The sequence below is a fragment of the Sodalis sp. dw_96 genome, from assembly GCF_018449575.1.
Classification (GTDB): Bacteria; Pseudomonadota; Gammaproteobacteria; order Enterobacterales; family Enterobacteriaceae; genus Acerihabitans.
The window spans coordinates 21,663-38,692 of record NZ_JAAVUT010000013.1 but is presented as its reverse complement, the minus strand read 5'-3'; the positions used below and the strand labels follow the sequence as shown (position 1 = coordinate 38,692).

Here is a 17,030-nt window from a genome sequence, read left to right as displayed (position 1 = left end):
ATCTGAACAGGAACTCTCTTAATGTATGTTATTACAGGTATCACCGGAAAAGTCGGCGGCGCAACCGCGCGCGAATTGCTCAATAAGGGTCAACCCGTGCGCGCCGTTATGCGAGACGCCAACAAGGCGGCGTTTTGGCAGGCGCTAGGCTGTGAAATTGCCATCGCGAATATGGATAATGCCCCGCAGCTCATCGAAGCGTTTAAAGGCGCAACCGGGGTATTTATTCTTCCTCCCTCGGAATTTGATCCCGCGCCGGGCTTCCCGGAGGCGCGAAAGGTGATTGCCGCCGTTTCCAGCGCCATCAAGGCGACTCATCCGGAAAAGGTTGTTTGCCTCTCTACCATAGGTGCTCAAGCCGTTCAAACCAATCTGCTGACACAACGCACCCTGATTGAAAAGGATTTGGCCAAATTAAACCTGCCTGTGGCCTTTCTGCGGCCTGGCTGGTTTATGGAGAATGCGGCGATGGATATCGATGCGGCGCGCGACCATGGCGTCATCCAAAGCTATTTGCAGCCGCTGGATAAAGCCGTTCCGATGATCGCCACGGCCGATATCGGGCGAGTGGCGGCGATTCTTTTGCAACAGCATTGGTCAGGTCAGCGGGTGGTGGAGCTGGAAGGGCCGCGACCTGTATCACCGAACGATATCGCCGATACGTTTGCCGACATTCTTGGACACCCGGTTGTTGCAAAAGCCGTTCCACGCGCGAGCTGGGAGTCGATGTTTCGTGCACAGGGCACACAAAATCCCTTGCCACGTATACGGATGCTTGATGGATTCAATGAGGAATGGATCCGGTTTGAAGGAGAAAAAAAGGACAGAGTCATTGGTGAAGTTGAGCTTGCCAGGGTTTTGCGGGAAATGTTGTTAAAAAATAAATGATTGGCGGTGCCCTCTTGGGACAGCACTTGAATTCATCCGGTTGATTGCCTGAACCGTCAGGTTGGTTAATGCTATAGCGCTCACATATCGCGGGGAGGAGGTATACCGTGAATGGGCTGTTTACCAAATATTTACGATTTGCCAAGTAACCTATATTAAACAATCTATTGATTTTTATAGTAAAAAACTCTCATGATCGCAAACCTAATTTTACTATGGATTACCGTTTAGCCTGTGCTAGAATGTAACCATCATGGTTAGTTAAAGGAGAGTAAGAGGATGCGCAAGGATGGCCAATTTACCCTGTTACCCCTTGCGCGATATTTTTATCGCGGCAATGAATGATGACATTATTATGAGCAGAAAGGCGCAGAGAGACCTGAGAAATCTTGGATATGAACGTGATGATATGATCGATTGCATAAAATCACTCAAAACTTCAGAATTCAAGCTTTGCAGAATCTACCCGCCAAACCCATTTCCACATGACGTTTATGTGACTCGTTTCCATCGATCGCAGGAGGATGACCCTGATGATATTTACCTTAAATTCTATATGTCAAAAATTAATGTTGTCATAGAATTAATGTCATTTCATTTATCGGCCTAGCGAACGGGAGGATTGTATGACTGCATGCACTATATGCAATAGTGAAGATTTCTTAGTCCTTAACGAAATGGAAATCATTTCCTATAAAGATAAAGAGATTAACGTTTTTTCAGAATATACACAATGTCAGCATTGTGGGAACGAATTTATCAGCAAAGAGCAAGGACGCAGAAATGATTTAAACTTCAAGGATGCAAAGCGCAAAGCCGATGGATTGATGAATCCGGATGAAATAAAACGCGCACGAATTAAATTGGGGCTCACCCAAGCGGATGCCGCCAAATTTTTTGGTGGCGGATATAACGCATTTTCAAAATATGAACGGGGTGAAGTCACTCAAAGTGTGGCAATGGATAAATTAATCAGGTTATGCTTGGTTGATAAGAATAATTTGCAGTACTTACGTTCCAAAAGCGAAACGGGCGCACAAATCAATGATACTGACTTTCTTCTATCCACAAGAAACCCCAAGGGAGACTCTGGAAATTGGCTAAAAGTAAAATAGGCCATAATATTATTTACCTCGAATTATAATAACAACAAAGTCATTCCGGAATGAGTAAATTTTTGTTAGACGTACTAATCCAGTATCGATTGAAAATACACTCACCAAATCAGGAGGAATTCAATAATGCTTTTAACCATTGGTGTGCTTGCCGGGATGGGACCGCGATCCACTGCGCCTTTCATAGATATGTTAGTGAGTTCTTGTCAATCCTTGTACGGTGCAAAGGATGATATGGACTTTCCTAAAATGCATATCATTTCATTACCGACGCCCTTTTATCCCGGGCGGGACATAGATGATGTCAAAATGATATTGGCTCTGCAAAGTGGCATCGCTGATCTGGTTAAAGCGGAGGTGAATTTGATCGTGGTTCCGTGCAATCTTGCACATCGCTATTTTGCTGATATGGAAGAAGCCAGCGCTGGAATCCCTGTATTGCACATTGCAGATTACGCGGTTAAAAGCCTCCCTCCTGACGCAAAAAAAGTGGCGATCATTGCAACAGAGCCAACGATAGAGGACGGCTTTTACCAACAGCGTCTCGTCGCGGCGGGCAAAGAGGCTATTTCTTCACCCGCTTTGCGCGCACATTCAACAGAGCTCATAAACTTAGTCAAGGAAAAAGGTTTTAAGGATGAAGACGTTATAGCTAGCTGGCGCTCCTTGTTGTTGGATGCCGCAGCGCTTGGGGCGGAGGCGGGACTCATTGCCTGCACAGATCTCAGCCCACTAATAGATGGCGGTCCAAAGCCCTTTGTAATGACAGATACCGCCGCCAGCTTGGCGGAAGCCGCAATTCAAAATTTATTAGCTTAAAAAATATACTTATAGACGTTTAACCAGCTTAATCATCGTAATGATCCTTCATAATCAAATGAGCAGGCCCCGAATTCATTTTGCTGCTTCTTGAGAGAAAATTTCCTTCGCGGCAAACAGTCCGTTGAGTGCCGCCGGAAAGCCCGCATAGACTGCCATCCGCATTATGATTTCGACAATTTCCTGCTGGGAACAACCCACATGCCTGGCACCGTGGATATTAACGAAAGCGGGGGCGGCATTTCTGCCGAAAGTCAGGGGGACGTTACTCAGGCCAAAAAGGCAATAGCAGTCGCCAGAGTAAGGCACGAAGCACTGCGAGCGGACAATTCCTCATAGGCTAAACTGCGGTGTTCCTTGCACTCGCGAGGTCTGAAACTCGTCATACGCCGGGTCCCCAAACCAGTCAGTGACAAATGCGACACCGAGCGTCCCTGAGCGGCTTCATTGATTCCTTTAGAATTTATGCCGGTAACAGTCCGGCTGCCCGATAGCTCTCCATCAACGCGTCAAAGAGCGCGATATCCGAGCGACTCCGTGCCATGAGCTGGGCGCCGGCGATGGCGGCGAAGATGGCGCGAGCCCGTCGTTCGCTCTCCTCGGCGCTGACCGCGGCCGCCGCGGTCAGGACCCGGCTCAGCCATGCCACATTGATATCGGCAAAGGTCTGCACCTCTTTTTTCACCACTTCCGGCAGATCGTCATATTCGGCGGACATGAAGCTGCAAAGGCACATACGGTTACCGTCCTCGAGAGACTTGCGAAATATATCGGGATAGTGGCGCAGGCAACTGACCGAATCCGAGGCTTCGGCCAGCATAGCTTCCAGGAAAGCCGCCGTATCCTCCCAGTAGCGCCTGGCAACCGCGGCACCGAGATCGGCCTTGCTGGGGAAATAGTAATAAATGCTCGCGCTCTTGATGCCCACCGTTTGCGCGAGATCGCGAAAATTCAGGCCGCTGTAGCCATGTGCCTGTGCGACGCTTTTGGCGGCCGCCAGGACGGCTTCCCGATAATTTGAACTCATTTTACCGCCTCGTTGTAGGGTTAGAGCCCCCGCATGTTAAGCGAAAAAAAGGGCTTGACCAATGCTCTTTTAGCTTATAACTTTGTCTACCAATCGGCAGACAGACAAGAGTCTATAATGATATCCGATAAAATCAATTTTGACCCAACCAAACTGGCTCTGATGAAGATTCACGATTGGCATACCGGCCCGTATCCGGCTCGCGTACGAATAGCCTTGGCGGAGAAAAACCTGCAATCACGCGTCCAATTTGTGTCGGTCAACCTCTATAAAGGCGAGCACAAGAAAGCCGCATTTCTCGCCAAGAACTACTCAGGCACGCTGCCGGTGCTCGAACTCGACGACGGGACTTTTATTGCCGAATGCACGGCCATTACCGAATACCTGGACGCCCTTGATGGCTCTACCATCCTCACCGGCAAGACTCCGCGGGAAAAAGGGGTAATCCACATGATGAGCAAGCGCGCCGAGCTGGAGTTGCTGGATGCCATTAGCGTTTATTTCCACCACGCCACGCCGGGGCTTGGGCCGGACGTCGAGATTTATCAGAACGCCGAGTGGGGGTTCCGCCAGCGCGACAAAGCCCTGAGGGGTATGCACTACTTCGATGCCGTTCTGCAAAAACAGCCGTTCATTGCCGGTGAGTTCTTCTCAATGGCCGACATCACGGTAATAGGCGGCTTGATCTTTGCGGAAATCGTAAAGCTGCCGGTGCCGGCGGAATGCCTGGCGCTTCTGGCCTGGTATGCAAGGATGGAGGAACGTCCCAGCGTAAAGAACCGGGTGACAATGTCAGAACCGAACCAGGCGTCCGTTTGAAATCGCTGTCTGTGAACGCCTTATCCTGACCGGCCGCAACTTAGCCCTGCCAGCCCAGCCCCAGGCTTTTTTGCAGCGCGACAAAGTCCAATGCCAGGTCGGTTTGCGCCTGGATACGGTTCTGCCCGGCGGTAAGCTCCGTGCGCTGGGTATCCAACAGGTCAATCAGGCTGGCGACGCCGGCGCCATAACGCTGGTTAACCAGTGTGCTATCGCGGCCTGCGGCATTTTCCACCTGCAGATAATTCACCAATGTCTGGCGCTGCTGGCCGTAGCGCGACAGCGAGCTGTTCGCGTCGCGCAGGGCATTCAGCACGGTTTTGCGCCATTGAGCTTCGGCTTCGTCCCGCTGTGCCTTGGCCACATTGATTTGCGAACGAACGCGGCCGAAATCCAGGATATTCCACTGCAGCATCGGGACGAGCATCCAGGATTCATTTTCCTGTCGGTATATTTGGCCGCTGTCTGAACTGCTGAAACCCAGCAGACCGCGCAGAGTGATCTTGGGGTAAAGATCCGCTACGTGCTCGCCCACGGTTGCCGTGCTGGCGGCCAGCTGGCGCTCGGCATTACGGACATCCGGCCGATGGCGTAACATGGACAGCGGGTCGCCGGCGTTGACCTGCCCGGGCAGCGGCGGGAGCCGGTCAGCGCCTGCCAGCAGCCTATCCAGCGCGCCAGGAGCCAGCCCCGAGAGGAAGGCCAACTGGTCCTGATAATCGTTAATGTCAGCCAGTAATGACGGGATCTCCGCCCGGCTGTTTTCCAACTGCGTTTCCAGCCGGTTGACATCGCTGTCATTCGCCGCGCCGTGCTCGCGCCGTTGACGGACAAGGTCCAGGGCTTTTTGCTGCAATTGCAGATTTTGATTGAGATTAACCAGCCGTTCCCGCGTACCGCACAACAGCAGGTAATTTCGCGCCACTTCAGCGGCGATGGAGACCTGCGTATCCGCCAGACTGGCCTCGCTGGCCTGCGCCTGCGCCCGACCGGCTTCCGCTGTGCGGCGCTCCTGGCCGAACAGATCCAATTCCCAACTGGCGTCAAAACTGCTGCTGTAGAGATTCATCGGGTTGTCGCCGCCCAAACCGATGCTGTCGGGTAGCTTGGCGCGCGCCGCCAGAGCGCTGGCATTAAGCTTAGGATATTGCTGCGCTTCATCGCCTGCCAACGTCGCCCGCGCTTCCTTCAGCCTGGCGGTGGCAATGGCCAGGTCGGGATTATGCCGCAGCGCGTTATCGATGAGTCCGTTCAGCCGTGGATCATTAAAAGCCAGCCACCAGCGCGCCTGCGCCGGCTGCGTACCGACGCCGATGGAAGGCATGCGCTCAAAATGGCTGACCGCGGGTCCGGCGGGCGGTCCCTGATAGTCCGGCCCCACGCTGCAGCTCGCCAGCAGCAGGGTCAGCGTGGCCTGTAACAACAGTCTACCGTAAACGTCAGTGGTCATTTTGATCTTCACTTATGGGTTAAACGCGGCGCGCGCAGCAGTAACGCCAGCGGAATGCAGCACATCAGGGCGATGCCAAGCAGGTAAAACGATTCGGAATAGGTCATGACCGCCGCCTGCCGGCTTATTTCGTTCGCCAATTGCGCCATGGCCTGCATCTTGGCGTGCAGCATGTCGCCATGCTCACTGGCGAACAGGGCGGTGTTGCCGGACAAACGACTGTCCGCCAGCGGCGAGTTGGCGGTCACGGACTCCCGGATAATGTCACTGTGTAATTTATTCTGGCGGTCAATAAAAATGCCCATCAGCGCCAGTCCCACCGAGCCGCCGAGGTTGCGCATCATGTTATACAGCCCGGCGGCATCCGCCGCCTCCTCATTGCTCACCGCCGCCATCGACGCCTGATTAAGCGGCATCATCGCCATGATTTGCCCGGCGCCGCGCAGCAGCTGCGAGTAGAAAAAATCATTGCCGGCGCTCTGCACGGTGAGCGAGGTGTCCAGAAAACAGCTCACCGCGAACAGGAGTATTCCGACAATAACCAGCAGCCGGGCATCCACAGTGCCCAGCAGACGCGGCAATATCGGCATCATCAGCAGGCTGGGAATGCCGGAAATCAACAGCACGTTACCGGACTGCAGGGCGTTATAACCGACAATCCCGCTCAGGAACTGCGGCAACAGGTAGAGCACGCAGTACAGGCCCATACCGACGACAAATACGATGACCAGCACGCTGGCAAAACGCGGGTTGGCGAGCAGGGAAAGGCGAATGACCGCTTTTTTGGCGGTAACCTGGGCTATGGCCAGGCATATGAACCCGATGACCATCACCACCGTCAGCCAAACGATCAGGTCCGACTCAAACCAGCGATCGCGTTGCCCCTCCTCCAGTATCACCGTCAGGCTGCTCAGGGCCGCGCTCAGGCCGAAAATACCCAGCCAGTCCGCTTTAAAAAAGTCGTCCCAAACCGGTTTTACCGGCGGCAGGCCCAGCAATAACAAAAGCACCAAGCCCGCGCTCACGGGAATATTGAGAAAGAAGCACCAATTCCAGCTTACGTTTTCAGCCAGCCAGCCGCCCACCACCGGCCCGAGTACCGGCCCGAGAATAACGATGACGCCGAACAGCGACATCCCCAACGGCAACTGGCTGCGCGGCAGGCGGGTACGGATAATCATCTGCGCGGTGGGGATCATTGCGCCGCCGGCAAAACCCTGGCCGATTCGGCCGATAATCATTTGCGCCAAACTGTCGGCGGTGCCGCACATAATGGAAAAAAACGTAAACAGCAGGGCGCAGCCCACCAGAAAATTACGCAGGCCCAGCAGGCGGCTGAGCCAGCCCGCCAGCGGGATCATGACGATTTCCGACATCAGGTAGCCGGTGGAAATCCAGGTGCCTTCCGTACCGGTTGCGCCGATTTCCCCCTGGATTTGAGGTAGCGCCGAATTGGTTATCGATATATCCAGCGTCGCCATCAACGCACCCAGCGCACCGGCCAACACGGCGATCCAGTCCGTAATATCGGCTTTTTTTTCTTGCGCCGGACTCATGGCTGTGTCCGCTGCCGGGACGGATGGGTATCCACATCCACAGACACGGACATGCCGGCCACCAGACGCTTCAATTCGTCGGAATGTTCGGTAATCCGGATACGCACCGGCACGCGCTGGACGATTTTGGTGAAGTTGCCCGTGGCGTTATCCGGCGGCAGCAGCGCAAACAATGAACCGGTACCGGGGGCGAAACTATCCACTTCGCCCTGAAAGTCATGATCCGGCAACGCGTCCACATGCAGGGTGGCCGGTTGGCCGGGGCGCATGTTGGTCAACTGCGTTTCCTTGAAGTTCGCCACCAGATAGATGTCATCATTCGGCACCACGGTTAACAGCCGGGTGCCCGGCTGGACATATTGACCGACGCGCACGGCGCGATCGCCCACATAACCGTCGATGGGGCTGCGGATCACCGTATCGTGCAGATCGATACCGGACTGCTGCCGGTTCGCCCGGGCGGATGACAATTGTGCCTTGGCTTGTTCAATCTGCGCCTGCATGGATCGGATCTGCGCCGCGGCCGATTTTACCGCCGCGACGTTGGCGTCGTAATCCGCCTGCGCCTGATCCCGGCTTCGGCCCAGATCGGTGAGCTTTTCCTGGTTCTCCGCGCCGCTGGCGGCCAGCGGCCGATAGCGCTGATATTCATGTTCCGCGTAATGCAGTTGCACCAGCGCCGACCGCTGACGCGCCTGCGCCTCTTCGATTTCCGCCTGCTGGCGGGTAATTTCCGCCGTGGCGCGGTCAATATCCGCCTGATTGGACAGTATATTGGCGTCCGCCTGGTCAAGGCGCGCCTGATATTGGTCGTCCTCCAGCCGCACCACCGGTTGCCCGGCGTCAATCCGCTGGTTATCTTTCACCAGCACCTCGCGCACATAACCGGTGACCTTCGGCGCCAACGTCACGCTGTCGGCCTGCAGGTAGGCATCATCGGTGGATTCGCTGTAACGGGCAATCAAAAACCAATAAAGCAGCCCCGCCGCCAGCACAACAGCGCCCGCCAGCACCAGATAAAGCAAGATGCGGCGTTTGCGGCGCGGACGGATCGGAACGGGGCTCTGGGAAGCGGGAGTGGATGAAGCCGTGATAGCCATGGATGAGGATAAGCCTTAAAGAAATATTCCGATTGGAACAACTATTCCATATGGAATAATTGTGTCAAGTGATATATTTCCCTTATCGACATTCCGGTGGTTATAATCGGACTGTTTTCGCACAGGACCTGAGACTATGCCAGCAAGCATGCAGCCGAAACGACTTCGCCATCCGTCCTCCGGAGGCTATCCGCGCGGGAGCGAAACGCGCCAGCGCATCATCGACAGCGCCATCGAACTGTTTGGCGAATTGGGATACGAGAGCGCGTCCACCCGGCAGATTGCCAGGAACGCGGGAGTCAATCCCCCTGCTTTGCAATATTACTTCGACAACAAAGAAGGTTTGTACATCGCCTGCACGGCGTTTCTGGTGGAAGAGAATCAGGCGTGGTTACAGCCTTTTCTGGCCCAGGCCGTGGCAAAGGACAGTGCCGATACGGACACCTGCATCGAGACACTCAGCCAAATGCTTGATGCTCTGCTTGAGCGGATTTTAAGCAAAAACGCCACCAGCGGCCAACGGCTGTTTTATGCGCGTATACGGCTGGGACAGGGACCGGGCAAGACCGCGGAAGAATTCAGCAATAAACTCTTCGGGCAGCTGTATGGTGTTGCGGTGAAGCTGGTGGCGCGCGTCTGCGGCAGCCCGGTGGAAGATGAAATGGTACAGTTGCGCACCCTGTCGCTGCTCGGCCAGGTCACCACCTTTCATGTCTTGCGCCACACCCTGTTTCCCACCCTTACCGAGTCCGGCAGCGTTACGCCGGAAAAAATTGCGATGATAAAAAAATGCATTCGCGAGCAAAGCCTGATTCTGATGCACAGCTGGCGTAATTCAGCAGGAAACTAACCGCGTTGCGGCCCGCCCTACCTGATCAAATTTAAGATGAGCCTGGATGACATGGCGTGGAGCCGCCGGCGGGTGTTGCCCCAGGCGGACTAGGCACGATCTTCTATACTTATGGTTTGCTCCTCAAAAAAGGTGAAAAACATGACTATTCATAAGAAAGGGTTGGCCCATTGGGAAGGCGATATCAAACGCGGCAAAGGTACCATCTCCACCGAGAGCGGGGCGCTGCAAAAGCAGCCTTATGGTTTCAATACCCGCTTTGAGGGCGCCGCGGGAACCAATCCGGAAGAGCTGATCGGCGCGGCACATGCCGCCTGTTTTTCCATGGCATTATCCCTGATGCTTGGCGATGAGGGATATACTCCGGAAAGCATTGATACCACCGCGGATGTCTCGCTGGATAAAGTCGAAGGCGGATTTGCCATCACTAAAATAGCGTTGAACAGCTCGGTGAAGCTGCCGGGTATTGATGATGCGATATTTGAAAAAATCATCCAAAAAGCGAAAGCCGGATGCCCGGTATCGCAGCTACTGAAAGCGGAAATAACGCTTCAGTATCAGCTTAATTAATTTATCCTCATCGCTGTCCCCAGAGCTATACTTGGAGACAGCGATGATGACCTCTATGTTGTGGCCTAGGCGATAGGGTGCCCAACGAAGCCGGATTCATCGGTCGCCATTAGAAGGTTATTTTTCTAATTCAGTTAGACAATATTATAAGCGAAGCAGCAAAAGAGATTCCGCTGAATACGACCTTGCACAGAGAAACACTTAAGATCGATACAATATGCTAACGTCATTTACCATCAGCCAGATAAATTTCCGATATGGCATAGGTTCCGTTGCCCTTGAGATCGGCACGAAATTCACCGATATCATGAAATACCAATAATTGGTCGAAGGCGTTATTAAATTTCATCACCATCTGCTTGGGTTTGAGATAATCCACACCTGACAAGACATATTTTCCATGAGGCAGATAGGCATGGCCTAATGAAAAAGCCTTATCTGCATGCTCCTCCTTTCTGATGCGGTAAATTTCGATATAGCCGTCGGCAAAACCTACCGCGACCAGTGCGTTCAGGGCAGAGAACGCAATACTCACCATTTTGCCTAATCCATAACCCTTATTCACCACGGGGTGGCTGCGGTGCAACAGCACCTGTTTATCGGAGGTAATATCAATGAGCAGGATATCTTGATCAACCATGTTATCGTCCCGCTTAACATAGCCTAGAAAACGCTGGTCAGGGGAAACAAAGTTCGGTTGGTATCCTTCAGGCGTATCCCAATGGGGATGATCTTCGTCCATAAAAGACCAGTGTTTTTCCCAAGGGGCGAATAAATCGCCCCGATTGTTGACCCACCATGCCCGTCCCGGAATAAAGGGACCGGTGAGTATGGCCTCTCCATAATGACTGATTTCTTCGCGCACCGCAGGGCTGCCCATATACGCCAAATGATAAAACAGAGCTCGTTGCCTGAGTGATGTGCGTTCAACCAGCATGACCACCGTGCCGCCATCGGGAGAAACGATGATATCATGCACAGGATGATGGCTATTTTGACGATACAGTCGGGTCTTCACCCCGTCCGGCGTCTGCGCCCACGTTTGATTGCTTGCATCCACCCAGAACATCGGCTGCTGTGTTTCCGACAGCAAGAATTTTGTCACCACCGTCGGTTGGATTTCTTCATAGGAAGGTAGCCAGCGGCGAAAACCGTCTTCGCTGACCAGCGGTACCGCCTCCACCCCATCGGGAAAAAGCTGTACCTCATACTCTTTTTCCGTGTGCATTCCCTGGGAGGCCGCCAGCTCCTTGTTAAGGATAAATATCCTGAGATCGGGCCCCTGGACAATGACCACCGGCGGTGGAAAAGGCCATGAACTGTTTTTGATCCACGCCAGCGTGCGGCTTGTCCACAGACCCTCTTTGTTCTGATGAACCAAACAGGCGGCCACCATTTTAACCAGCGTACTCCAGAGCGCCAGCGGCCGGAAGTTCGCCAACCAATCCTCCGGCAACGTGCTATTCATCTTGAAGGTGCGCAGCGCAACGCTTGAGGCATGTAAGAGTTCAGCTCGGCGCGACGGGTCAAGGCGCAGCAGCAGCGCTACCTGTCTCAGCCTGGCGCGCAGCGAGGGGCTTGCCGATGATATATCCAAGGCCGGATTCTCCGGACGGCAAAGCGCCGCCAGGGAGGGGTAAGCGCTTTTGCTAAACGTCCGTGCGGCAAGCTTTTCGAAGCGGGAAAGCGCCCCGGCGATGCCGGCATAGGTTGAGGTTGACATGACGGTAAGGCGCGCGTCGACAATATCAAAGCCGCCGGTGAACAATTCGTAGCGCAGCGTCCAGGATTTTCCGTTTTTATCACCCCCATCCATGGATAAAGTATGGTAAACCCCGTCAAACAGCGCGATATGCAAAAACCGTTCGCCGATTTTCAAGAACATCTTATTACCGTAGCTGAAGGCGCCGTTAACCAGCGGCGGCAGCAGAATGTCAATATGGGGTTCTTGCGTGGCCTGCGGATTATCGATAATCCTTTGACGCAATAGCTCGCCGATGTGATGGGCATTGGAGGGTTCAAGGGGAGAGGCAAAGACAAAATCACCGAGGCCGACTCGATAAGCTACCCTGAATGCCGGCGCAGCCGATTGTCTGGGATGGCTAAGCAAGAAGGTGCCGGCGTTCGTTTCAGGGCTAAGCAGATACCTGGCTTCGCCTATTTGCACGTTCAGGGTGGAGTCGTCATGAATGACGGCAGGGAAGCCGGAAACGTCCTCATCATCCAGTGTGTAATTGGCTAACTGCCGACCCCAGTCAAGCACCCGGGGCAGGACGGTTTCACGTTTCCGGCGATGATGCAACGGCGTCAGGCGCAGCCGGAACGACCTGTCATTCTCGCCGGATTCAATCATTGACGATAAACCAACGGCATGACCTGGCGATAGTTGCCAGTCCTCAATATTATCCGCCGGCATCAGCGTAGCGCTCTCCCGGGAAAAGGCCCAGCGCCGGCCGTTAATTTCAAACACCACCCATCGCCTGTCAGCGAAATCCAGCAGATGGAGCGGATGCACCACCGTCAGAAAGATAGGTGAACTCGTTTTGAAAACCCAGAAATAGTGGCTGTCGGCTGGCCGGGGAAATGTTGCATCCATTTCAATCTTAAAATCCGGATAGGTATAGCTGCTCAATTGGCATCGGGCGTCGCCGATACTCAGGCAATAATATTTTTTATAAATTCCGTACTGATATTGCAGATCCAACTGAGCAAACACCAGTTGTCCGTCAAGGGAGCGCTCGCCGGTTTCCACCGCCACTATGCTGCTGTTTTGTAGATTAAAAACTGGGTAAGCGACCCCTTTCACTTTCACGGTGAGCGGCATATATCCATCCGCGTCATAGGAAATCTGATAATTCAGGACATGGCTTGCCATCACGTACTTGGGAATATCAGAGGAGACTTTAGCCAGATTGCGTTGCCAGGCTATCAGCCGCAGTGTCGTCCTGCCAAGCAACGCCAAATAGAGCCCCTTGGTCAATATGCTCAATGAGCGCAATGCGGCAAACCCCGGGTCGAGGCTCTTGAAGGCCTCTTTTCCCATAACATCCATAAAGAGCCTTAGCTGGGATTGTGTGGCCGCTATACCACCGGCGATCTGTACCGTGGCGGGCACAACGTTCCTGAAAATTTCCTCCCCCGAGGCGCTGAACCTCGGCCCGCTTAAGGTCCGGCCGGCCCCGATTGACGCCGCCCGGAACAGGCCCGAGCCGGCCTTGATACCTGTAAACACCAGGGGAATCCCCACCAGGGCGCCGTCCACCAGACATTCAGTGAATGCCGGTGTATGCCGCCCGGCTTTAAGGGCACTGGCGCAGCCATAAAAGGGAATGATATAACCCGCCGCCTTATGCAAAATGTCGCCAAGGGAAGGTTCCATTTCTTCATACCCCAGCTCATAGATTTTCTGCCGGTAGGATTGATAATGGAAATCCGTATACCGCTCCAGAAAAAGGGACAAGGTTTCGTTTGTCTGCTTGTTGATAACAGTGTTGCCTGACGGCAGCAGCGTAAATTCATGTTGAGGCGTTAATGCCGAAATCGGCCAATCCGCCATAAACGGCCGCAGCGCGTTCAGATATTTATCCTCAAGGAGAATCTTACGCAGTAGATACCCCTGCCCCGTTATTTGCAGGGCAAACAGCCGGCGCTCGCCTGCCGATGCGGCTTGGAAAAAAGACGTATCGGGCTTAGCCAGATAATGCACCGGCATATTGGAATAAAACATGTCATGGATAGTGCGACGCTGGGACAGCCTGGGGATAACCCATTCAATCGCCGCCCTTTGCAAAAATTGTTCATCCTCCGGCTGGAGGTCGTCATCCAACATATCGCTGGGCATAAAAACGACCGACAATAACGCGCTATCAAGTGCCAGTATTTTTCCGGCAAACCGGTCCACTTCCTGGCGATAAAAGCCGTCCAGGGCAGGAATATGTACGCCGGATGCCACACATTGCTGGCCGCCGTCAGGCTGCATCAATAGTTGCCTGACCGGGTTGAGTTCCTGAGAGAGGGCTCTGAGCTTAATATTATTCAGGCTCATAATAGGAGCCTGGGCGCTTCCACAATGCTGTTTGAGCAATTCCTCCGCCGCCGCCTTACGTGAACGCCAGACCGGCCTTTGGTAATTGACCTGGTAATAGATAAAGCCGTCATAAAGCCCCTGGGCAACAAGATGTCGCCTTTCCAATTCGGCCTTGAACAGGTCAAATGCGGGTTCCAGCGTGTCGGACGCCAGGACTTCCTCGAGACTCAGCTCCGGCCGGACGCGCAGGTAATACAGCAGCAAACCCAGATACATCGTCGGCTCCACCCCGGTGGATAACAAGCCTTGCCTGAACATGCCCACCAGGCCGATACCTAATTCCATCAGTGCCTGTAACGAAGTGAATTCAAGCTTGCCTGCATCGTCCAGCGTGATGGACCGGGCGCCGAAGTGCATTAATGTCCAGGTGAGGCTGCCTATCCATAGGTTATCCAGGTCAAAAGCGACGGTCTGGTTTTGCGTTATCGATGCCGGCCCATCCTGGATCTTATAAAGGCTTTTCAGATAGAGCACGGGGATTTCCGGCGCTTCATAACGTTCCTGCCATAGCCATTTATCCCGCTCATAGGCGCTTGAATAAGGCCAGGATTGCACCAATGCCGCAAAGGCTTGCTGAGTGATATGGCGATTGCCGACAAAAATTTTCGCTACGCGCAGGGCGATATTGTCTTCATGATAAATCAGCTGGCACAGCGTCTGTCCGACCAGTCCATTCTGCTGTAAGGGACTCAGAGTCTCCCCCCGCCGTTCACCGTAAAGCTGACTACCATAGAGGGTTAACCGGGCAAGACCGGGCAGAAGGTCCGGCTGCTGTTCGATGCTATTGAGCATCCGGATGGCCAGCTGCTGATGGTTGATGGTGCCTGGATTGATGCCGGCCGCCGCGTTTTTGTTTAAATACACGGACATGCGGTAGAGAGGATCGGTCCGTATATGCCGGGGGGCCGGAACGGCCTCGCGTTTTGTCCTTTCTTTCCCTTTTACTTGCAATGATGCCCAGGCGCCGGGACGTCCCCTAACCGAAGACGAATCGGAAGACGATTTTACATCGATTCCATTAGGTTGATTTGGGGTTGGGGTGGTTGCCGAAAAAGCGCTGTCCGTATTGAGCACCCTTGCACGATATTGCCGCCCGTCATTAAAAGGCGAAACAAGAAGCAGGCCATAAATAAATCTGTCTATTGTTTTCTTTGGCGACTTAAGTCTTGTCTTTACCTTAAATATATCATTGATGAATTGGCTTTTTTCTTCATTATAAGCAGATGCTATAGCATAAAGATCGGGCCCGCTCAATGATACGTTAAATTTTGGTAACTCATTTTCAGTTGAGTATACAGAGATTAAATTATGATTAACCCTACTATTATATTCTTTTTCATGATGATGAAAATTAGGCACAGGCTTGACGGATTCCCCGATATTATTCACCCTACCCTCCCAGTCTTGATAGCGAAATAGCAACCATCAGGTCAATTCCATTAACAATCAGACGTAACATAATAAACAGTTCAATACCAAAAAGACACCGCGATTTAAATCACATATATCAAAAAACAAATTTACTTCAAAAAAATTCAATTTAAAAAAAATAAATAAAGATGTCATGTCAGCACAAATTATTCATGATTGAATATTTAAAATGATAAATTTCGCCCTGCATAAAATGCCAGATATGACCCTATCTATTTAGAGTGCATTCACTATCAGCCAACACGAATGACAACTTTTCCGAACGGTCCTCTTTCCAAATGTTTAAATGCTTCCCTGGCATCAGTGAAATCATATATCTTGTCGATGACGGGTTTGATGCCGTACTGATCCACTGCCCTATTCAGATCTTCAAAAGCGCGCCGGTGCCCCACGGTAATCCCTTGAATTATGGCTCTTTTTAGCATGATGGGCAGGGCGGGAAGAATAATGTCATCCCCTTTCAGAAAACCAATCTGGGCGATACGTCCTCCCGGCGCAAGCGCAGCGGCTGACTGGCGTATATTATCCCCGCCCATCAGCTCAAGGATATGGTTAAAACCTTGACCATCCGTCAGCTCAAGGGTTTTCTGCGACCATTCCGCCGTTACGCTGGTATCGATCAGGGCTGATGCGCCCAACGCCTTCGCTCGGCGGAGCTTGTCGGCACTGCGTGAGGTGACGACGACTTCAGCACCCATCGACCGGGCCAACTGAAGGCCCGCCAGCGCCACACCGCCGGTGCCCTGAATCAAAACCCGATCCCCTTTCCTGATTTTGCCCGTCTCCACCAGGGCAAACCAGGCGGTCAGTCCGGCAACAGGGAGGGTGGAGACCTCTTCATCGCTCAGTGAAACCGGAGCCGCTACCGCCACCTCTTCATGCAAAACAACGTACTCCGACAACACCCCCGGTAACGGACCTCCCATCGATTGCCCATGTCGCGCCATTTCCGCGGGGGCATCACCCTCCAGCCACTGTGTCCAGAAATTCCCAGTAACCCGGTCTCCGACATTAAAACGTGACACGCCGGGCCCGATTGCCACCACCTCACCCGCCATATCCGAAGCAGGCGTAAAGGGCATCCGGGGAAGATCCGGCAATAGCTTTCCGTCTATCACCAGCAGATCCCGGTAGTTAAGAGAAACGGCGGAAACCTTGATCAGCAATTCGTGGCTTGCCGGCTGAGGTATCGGCACCTCTGCCAATTGCAGGTTTTCGAGGCCAAAAGACATAAGCTGCCATCGCTTCATCAGATGATTCATGGTGATTTCTCCTGAAATGTGGGAAAAATCATTTTATTGACAATATCCAGTCTTGT

13 protein-coding genes and 1 pseudogene are annotated in these 17,030 nt (G+C 53.1%); 7 read left to right on the top strand and 7 right to left on the bottom strand.

Going from position 1 to position 17,030, the window contains the following annotated elements:
* Positions 1 to 21 precede the first annotated feature (21 nt).
* From HB631_RS18145 to HB631_RS18130, 4 genes are all read left to right on the top strand, one after another.
* Positions 22 to 888, top strand: coding sequence for an NmrA family NAD(P)-binding protein (locus tag HB631_RS18145; RefSeq protein WP_213992585.1), 867 nt, complete (start codon positions 22 to 24; stop codon positions 886 to 888).
* Positions 889 to 1,177: 289 nt separating this feature from the next.
* Entirely contained in the window at positions 1,178 to 1,498 is a 321-nt protein-coding gene (locus HB631_RS18140; RefSeq protein WP_213992584.1) for a type II toxin-antitoxin system MqsR family toxin, read from the top strand.
* A gap of 16 nt (positions 1,499 to 1,514) precedes the next feature.
* Positions 1,515 to 2,003 (top strand): type II toxin-antitoxin system MqsA family antitoxin, encoded by a 489-nt coding sequence (locus HB631_RS18135; RefSeq protein WP_213992583.1) that lies wholly within the window; start codon positions 1,515 to 1,517, stop codon positions 2,001 to 2,003.
* A gap of 126 nt (positions 2,004 to 2,129) precedes the next feature.
* The gene (locus HB631_RS18130; protein WP_213992582.1) at positions 2,130 to 2,822 is read left to right on the top strand and encodes an aspartate/glutamate racemase family protein; all 693 of its coding nucleotides are present in this window, start codon (positions 2,130 to 2,132) and stop codon (positions 2,820 to 2,822) included.
* A 75-nt stretch (positions 2,823 to 2,897) separates the two neighbouring features.
* Here the strand turns inward: HB631_RS18130 and HB631_RS18125 are convergent.
* Both HB631_RS18125 and HB631_RS18120 read right to left on the bottom strand, forming a co-directional pair.
* A pseudogene (locus HB631_RS18125) lies at positions 2,898 to 3,065 on the bottom strand (carboxymuconolactone decarboxylase family protein); the annotation flags it as partial.
* Between the two features lie 220 nt (positions 3,066 to 3,285).
* On the bottom strand, positions 3,286 to 3,849 hold the full coding sequence (locus HB631_RS18120) for a TetR/AcrR family transcriptional regulator (RefSeq protein WP_213992581.1): 564 nt from the start codon (positions 3,847 to 3,849) through the stop codon (positions 3,286 to 3,288).
* A 33-nt stretch (positions 3,850 to 3,882) separates the two neighbouring features.
* Here HB631_RS18120 and HB631_RS18115 point away from each other — a divergent pair, with 33 nt between their 5' ends.
* Positions 3,883 to 4,668, top strand: a complete 786-nt coding sequence (locus HB631_RS18115) for a glutathione S-transferase (protein WP_255557102.1) — start codon at positions 3,883 to 3,885, stop codon at positions 4,666 to 4,668.
* 40 nt (positions 4,669 to 4,708) lie between these two features.
* Here the strand turns inward: HB631_RS18115 and HB631_RS18110 are convergent, their stop codons facing one another.
* The 3 genes from HB631_RS18110 to HB631_RS18100 are packed head-to-tail and all read right to left on the bottom strand — an operon-like array spanning position 4,709 to position 8,774.
* Positions 4,709 to 6,118, bottom strand: a complete 1,410-nt coding sequence (locus HB631_RS18110) for a TolC family protein (RefSeq protein ID WP_213992580.1) — start codon at positions 6,116 to 6,118, stop codon at positions 4,709 to 4,711.
* Positions 6,119 to 6,126: 8 nt separating this feature from the next.
* A complete protein-coding gene (locus HB631_RS18105) occupies positions 6,127 to 7,674 on the bottom strand; it encodes an MDR family MFS transporter (RefSeq protein ID WP_213992579.1) in 1,548 nt (515 codons plus the stop codon).
* Positions 7,671 to 8,774: an HlyD family secretion protein gene (locus HB631_RS18100; RefSeq protein WP_213992578.1), complete on the bottom strand. Its 1,104-nt coding sequence runs from the start codon at positions 8,772 to 8,774 to the stop codon at positions 7,671 to 7,673. The genes HB631_RS18105 and HB631_RS18100 overlap by 4 nt, the downstream gene beginning before the upstream one ends.
* 136 nt (positions 8,775 to 8,910) lie before the next feature.
* Between HB631_RS18100 and HB631_RS18095 the strand changes: the two genes are divergently transcribed.
* Together HB631_RS18095 and HB631_RS18090 are read left to right on the top strand one after the other, a co-directional pair.
* The gene (locus tag HB631_RS18095; protein ID WP_213992577.1) at positions 8,911 to 9,624 is read left to right on the top strand and encodes a CerR family C-terminal domain-containing protein; all 714 of its coding nucleotides are present in this window, start codon (positions 8,911 to 8,913) and stop codon (positions 9,622 to 9,624) included.
* A gap of 141 nt (positions 9,625 to 9,765) precedes the next feature.
* Positions 9,766 to 10,194, top strand: a complete 429-nt coding sequence (locus tag HB631_RS18090) for an OsmC family protein (RefSeq protein WP_213992576.1) — start codon at positions 9,766 to 9,768, stop codon at positions 10,192 to 10,194.
* 226 nt (positions 10,195 to 10,420) lie between these two features.
* Here the strand turns inward: HB631_RS18090 and HB631_RS18085 are convergent, their stop codons facing one another.
* Both HB631_RS18085 and HB631_RS18080 read right to left on the bottom strand, forming a co-directional pair.
* On the bottom strand, positions 10,421 to 15,151 hold the full coding sequence (locus HB631_RS18085; protein WP_213992575.1) for a hypothetical protein: 4,731 nt from the start codon (positions 15,149 to 15,151) through the stop codon (positions 10,421 to 10,423).
* A 794-nt stretch (positions 15,152 to 15,945) separates the two neighbouring features.
* Positions 15,946 to 16,974, bottom strand: coding sequence for an NAD(P)-dependent alcohol dehydrogenase (locus tag HB631_RS18080; protein ID WP_213992574.1), 1,029 nt, complete (start codon positions 16,972 to 16,974; stop codon positions 15,946 to 15,948).
* Positions 16,975 to 17,030 lie beyond the last annotated feature (56 nt).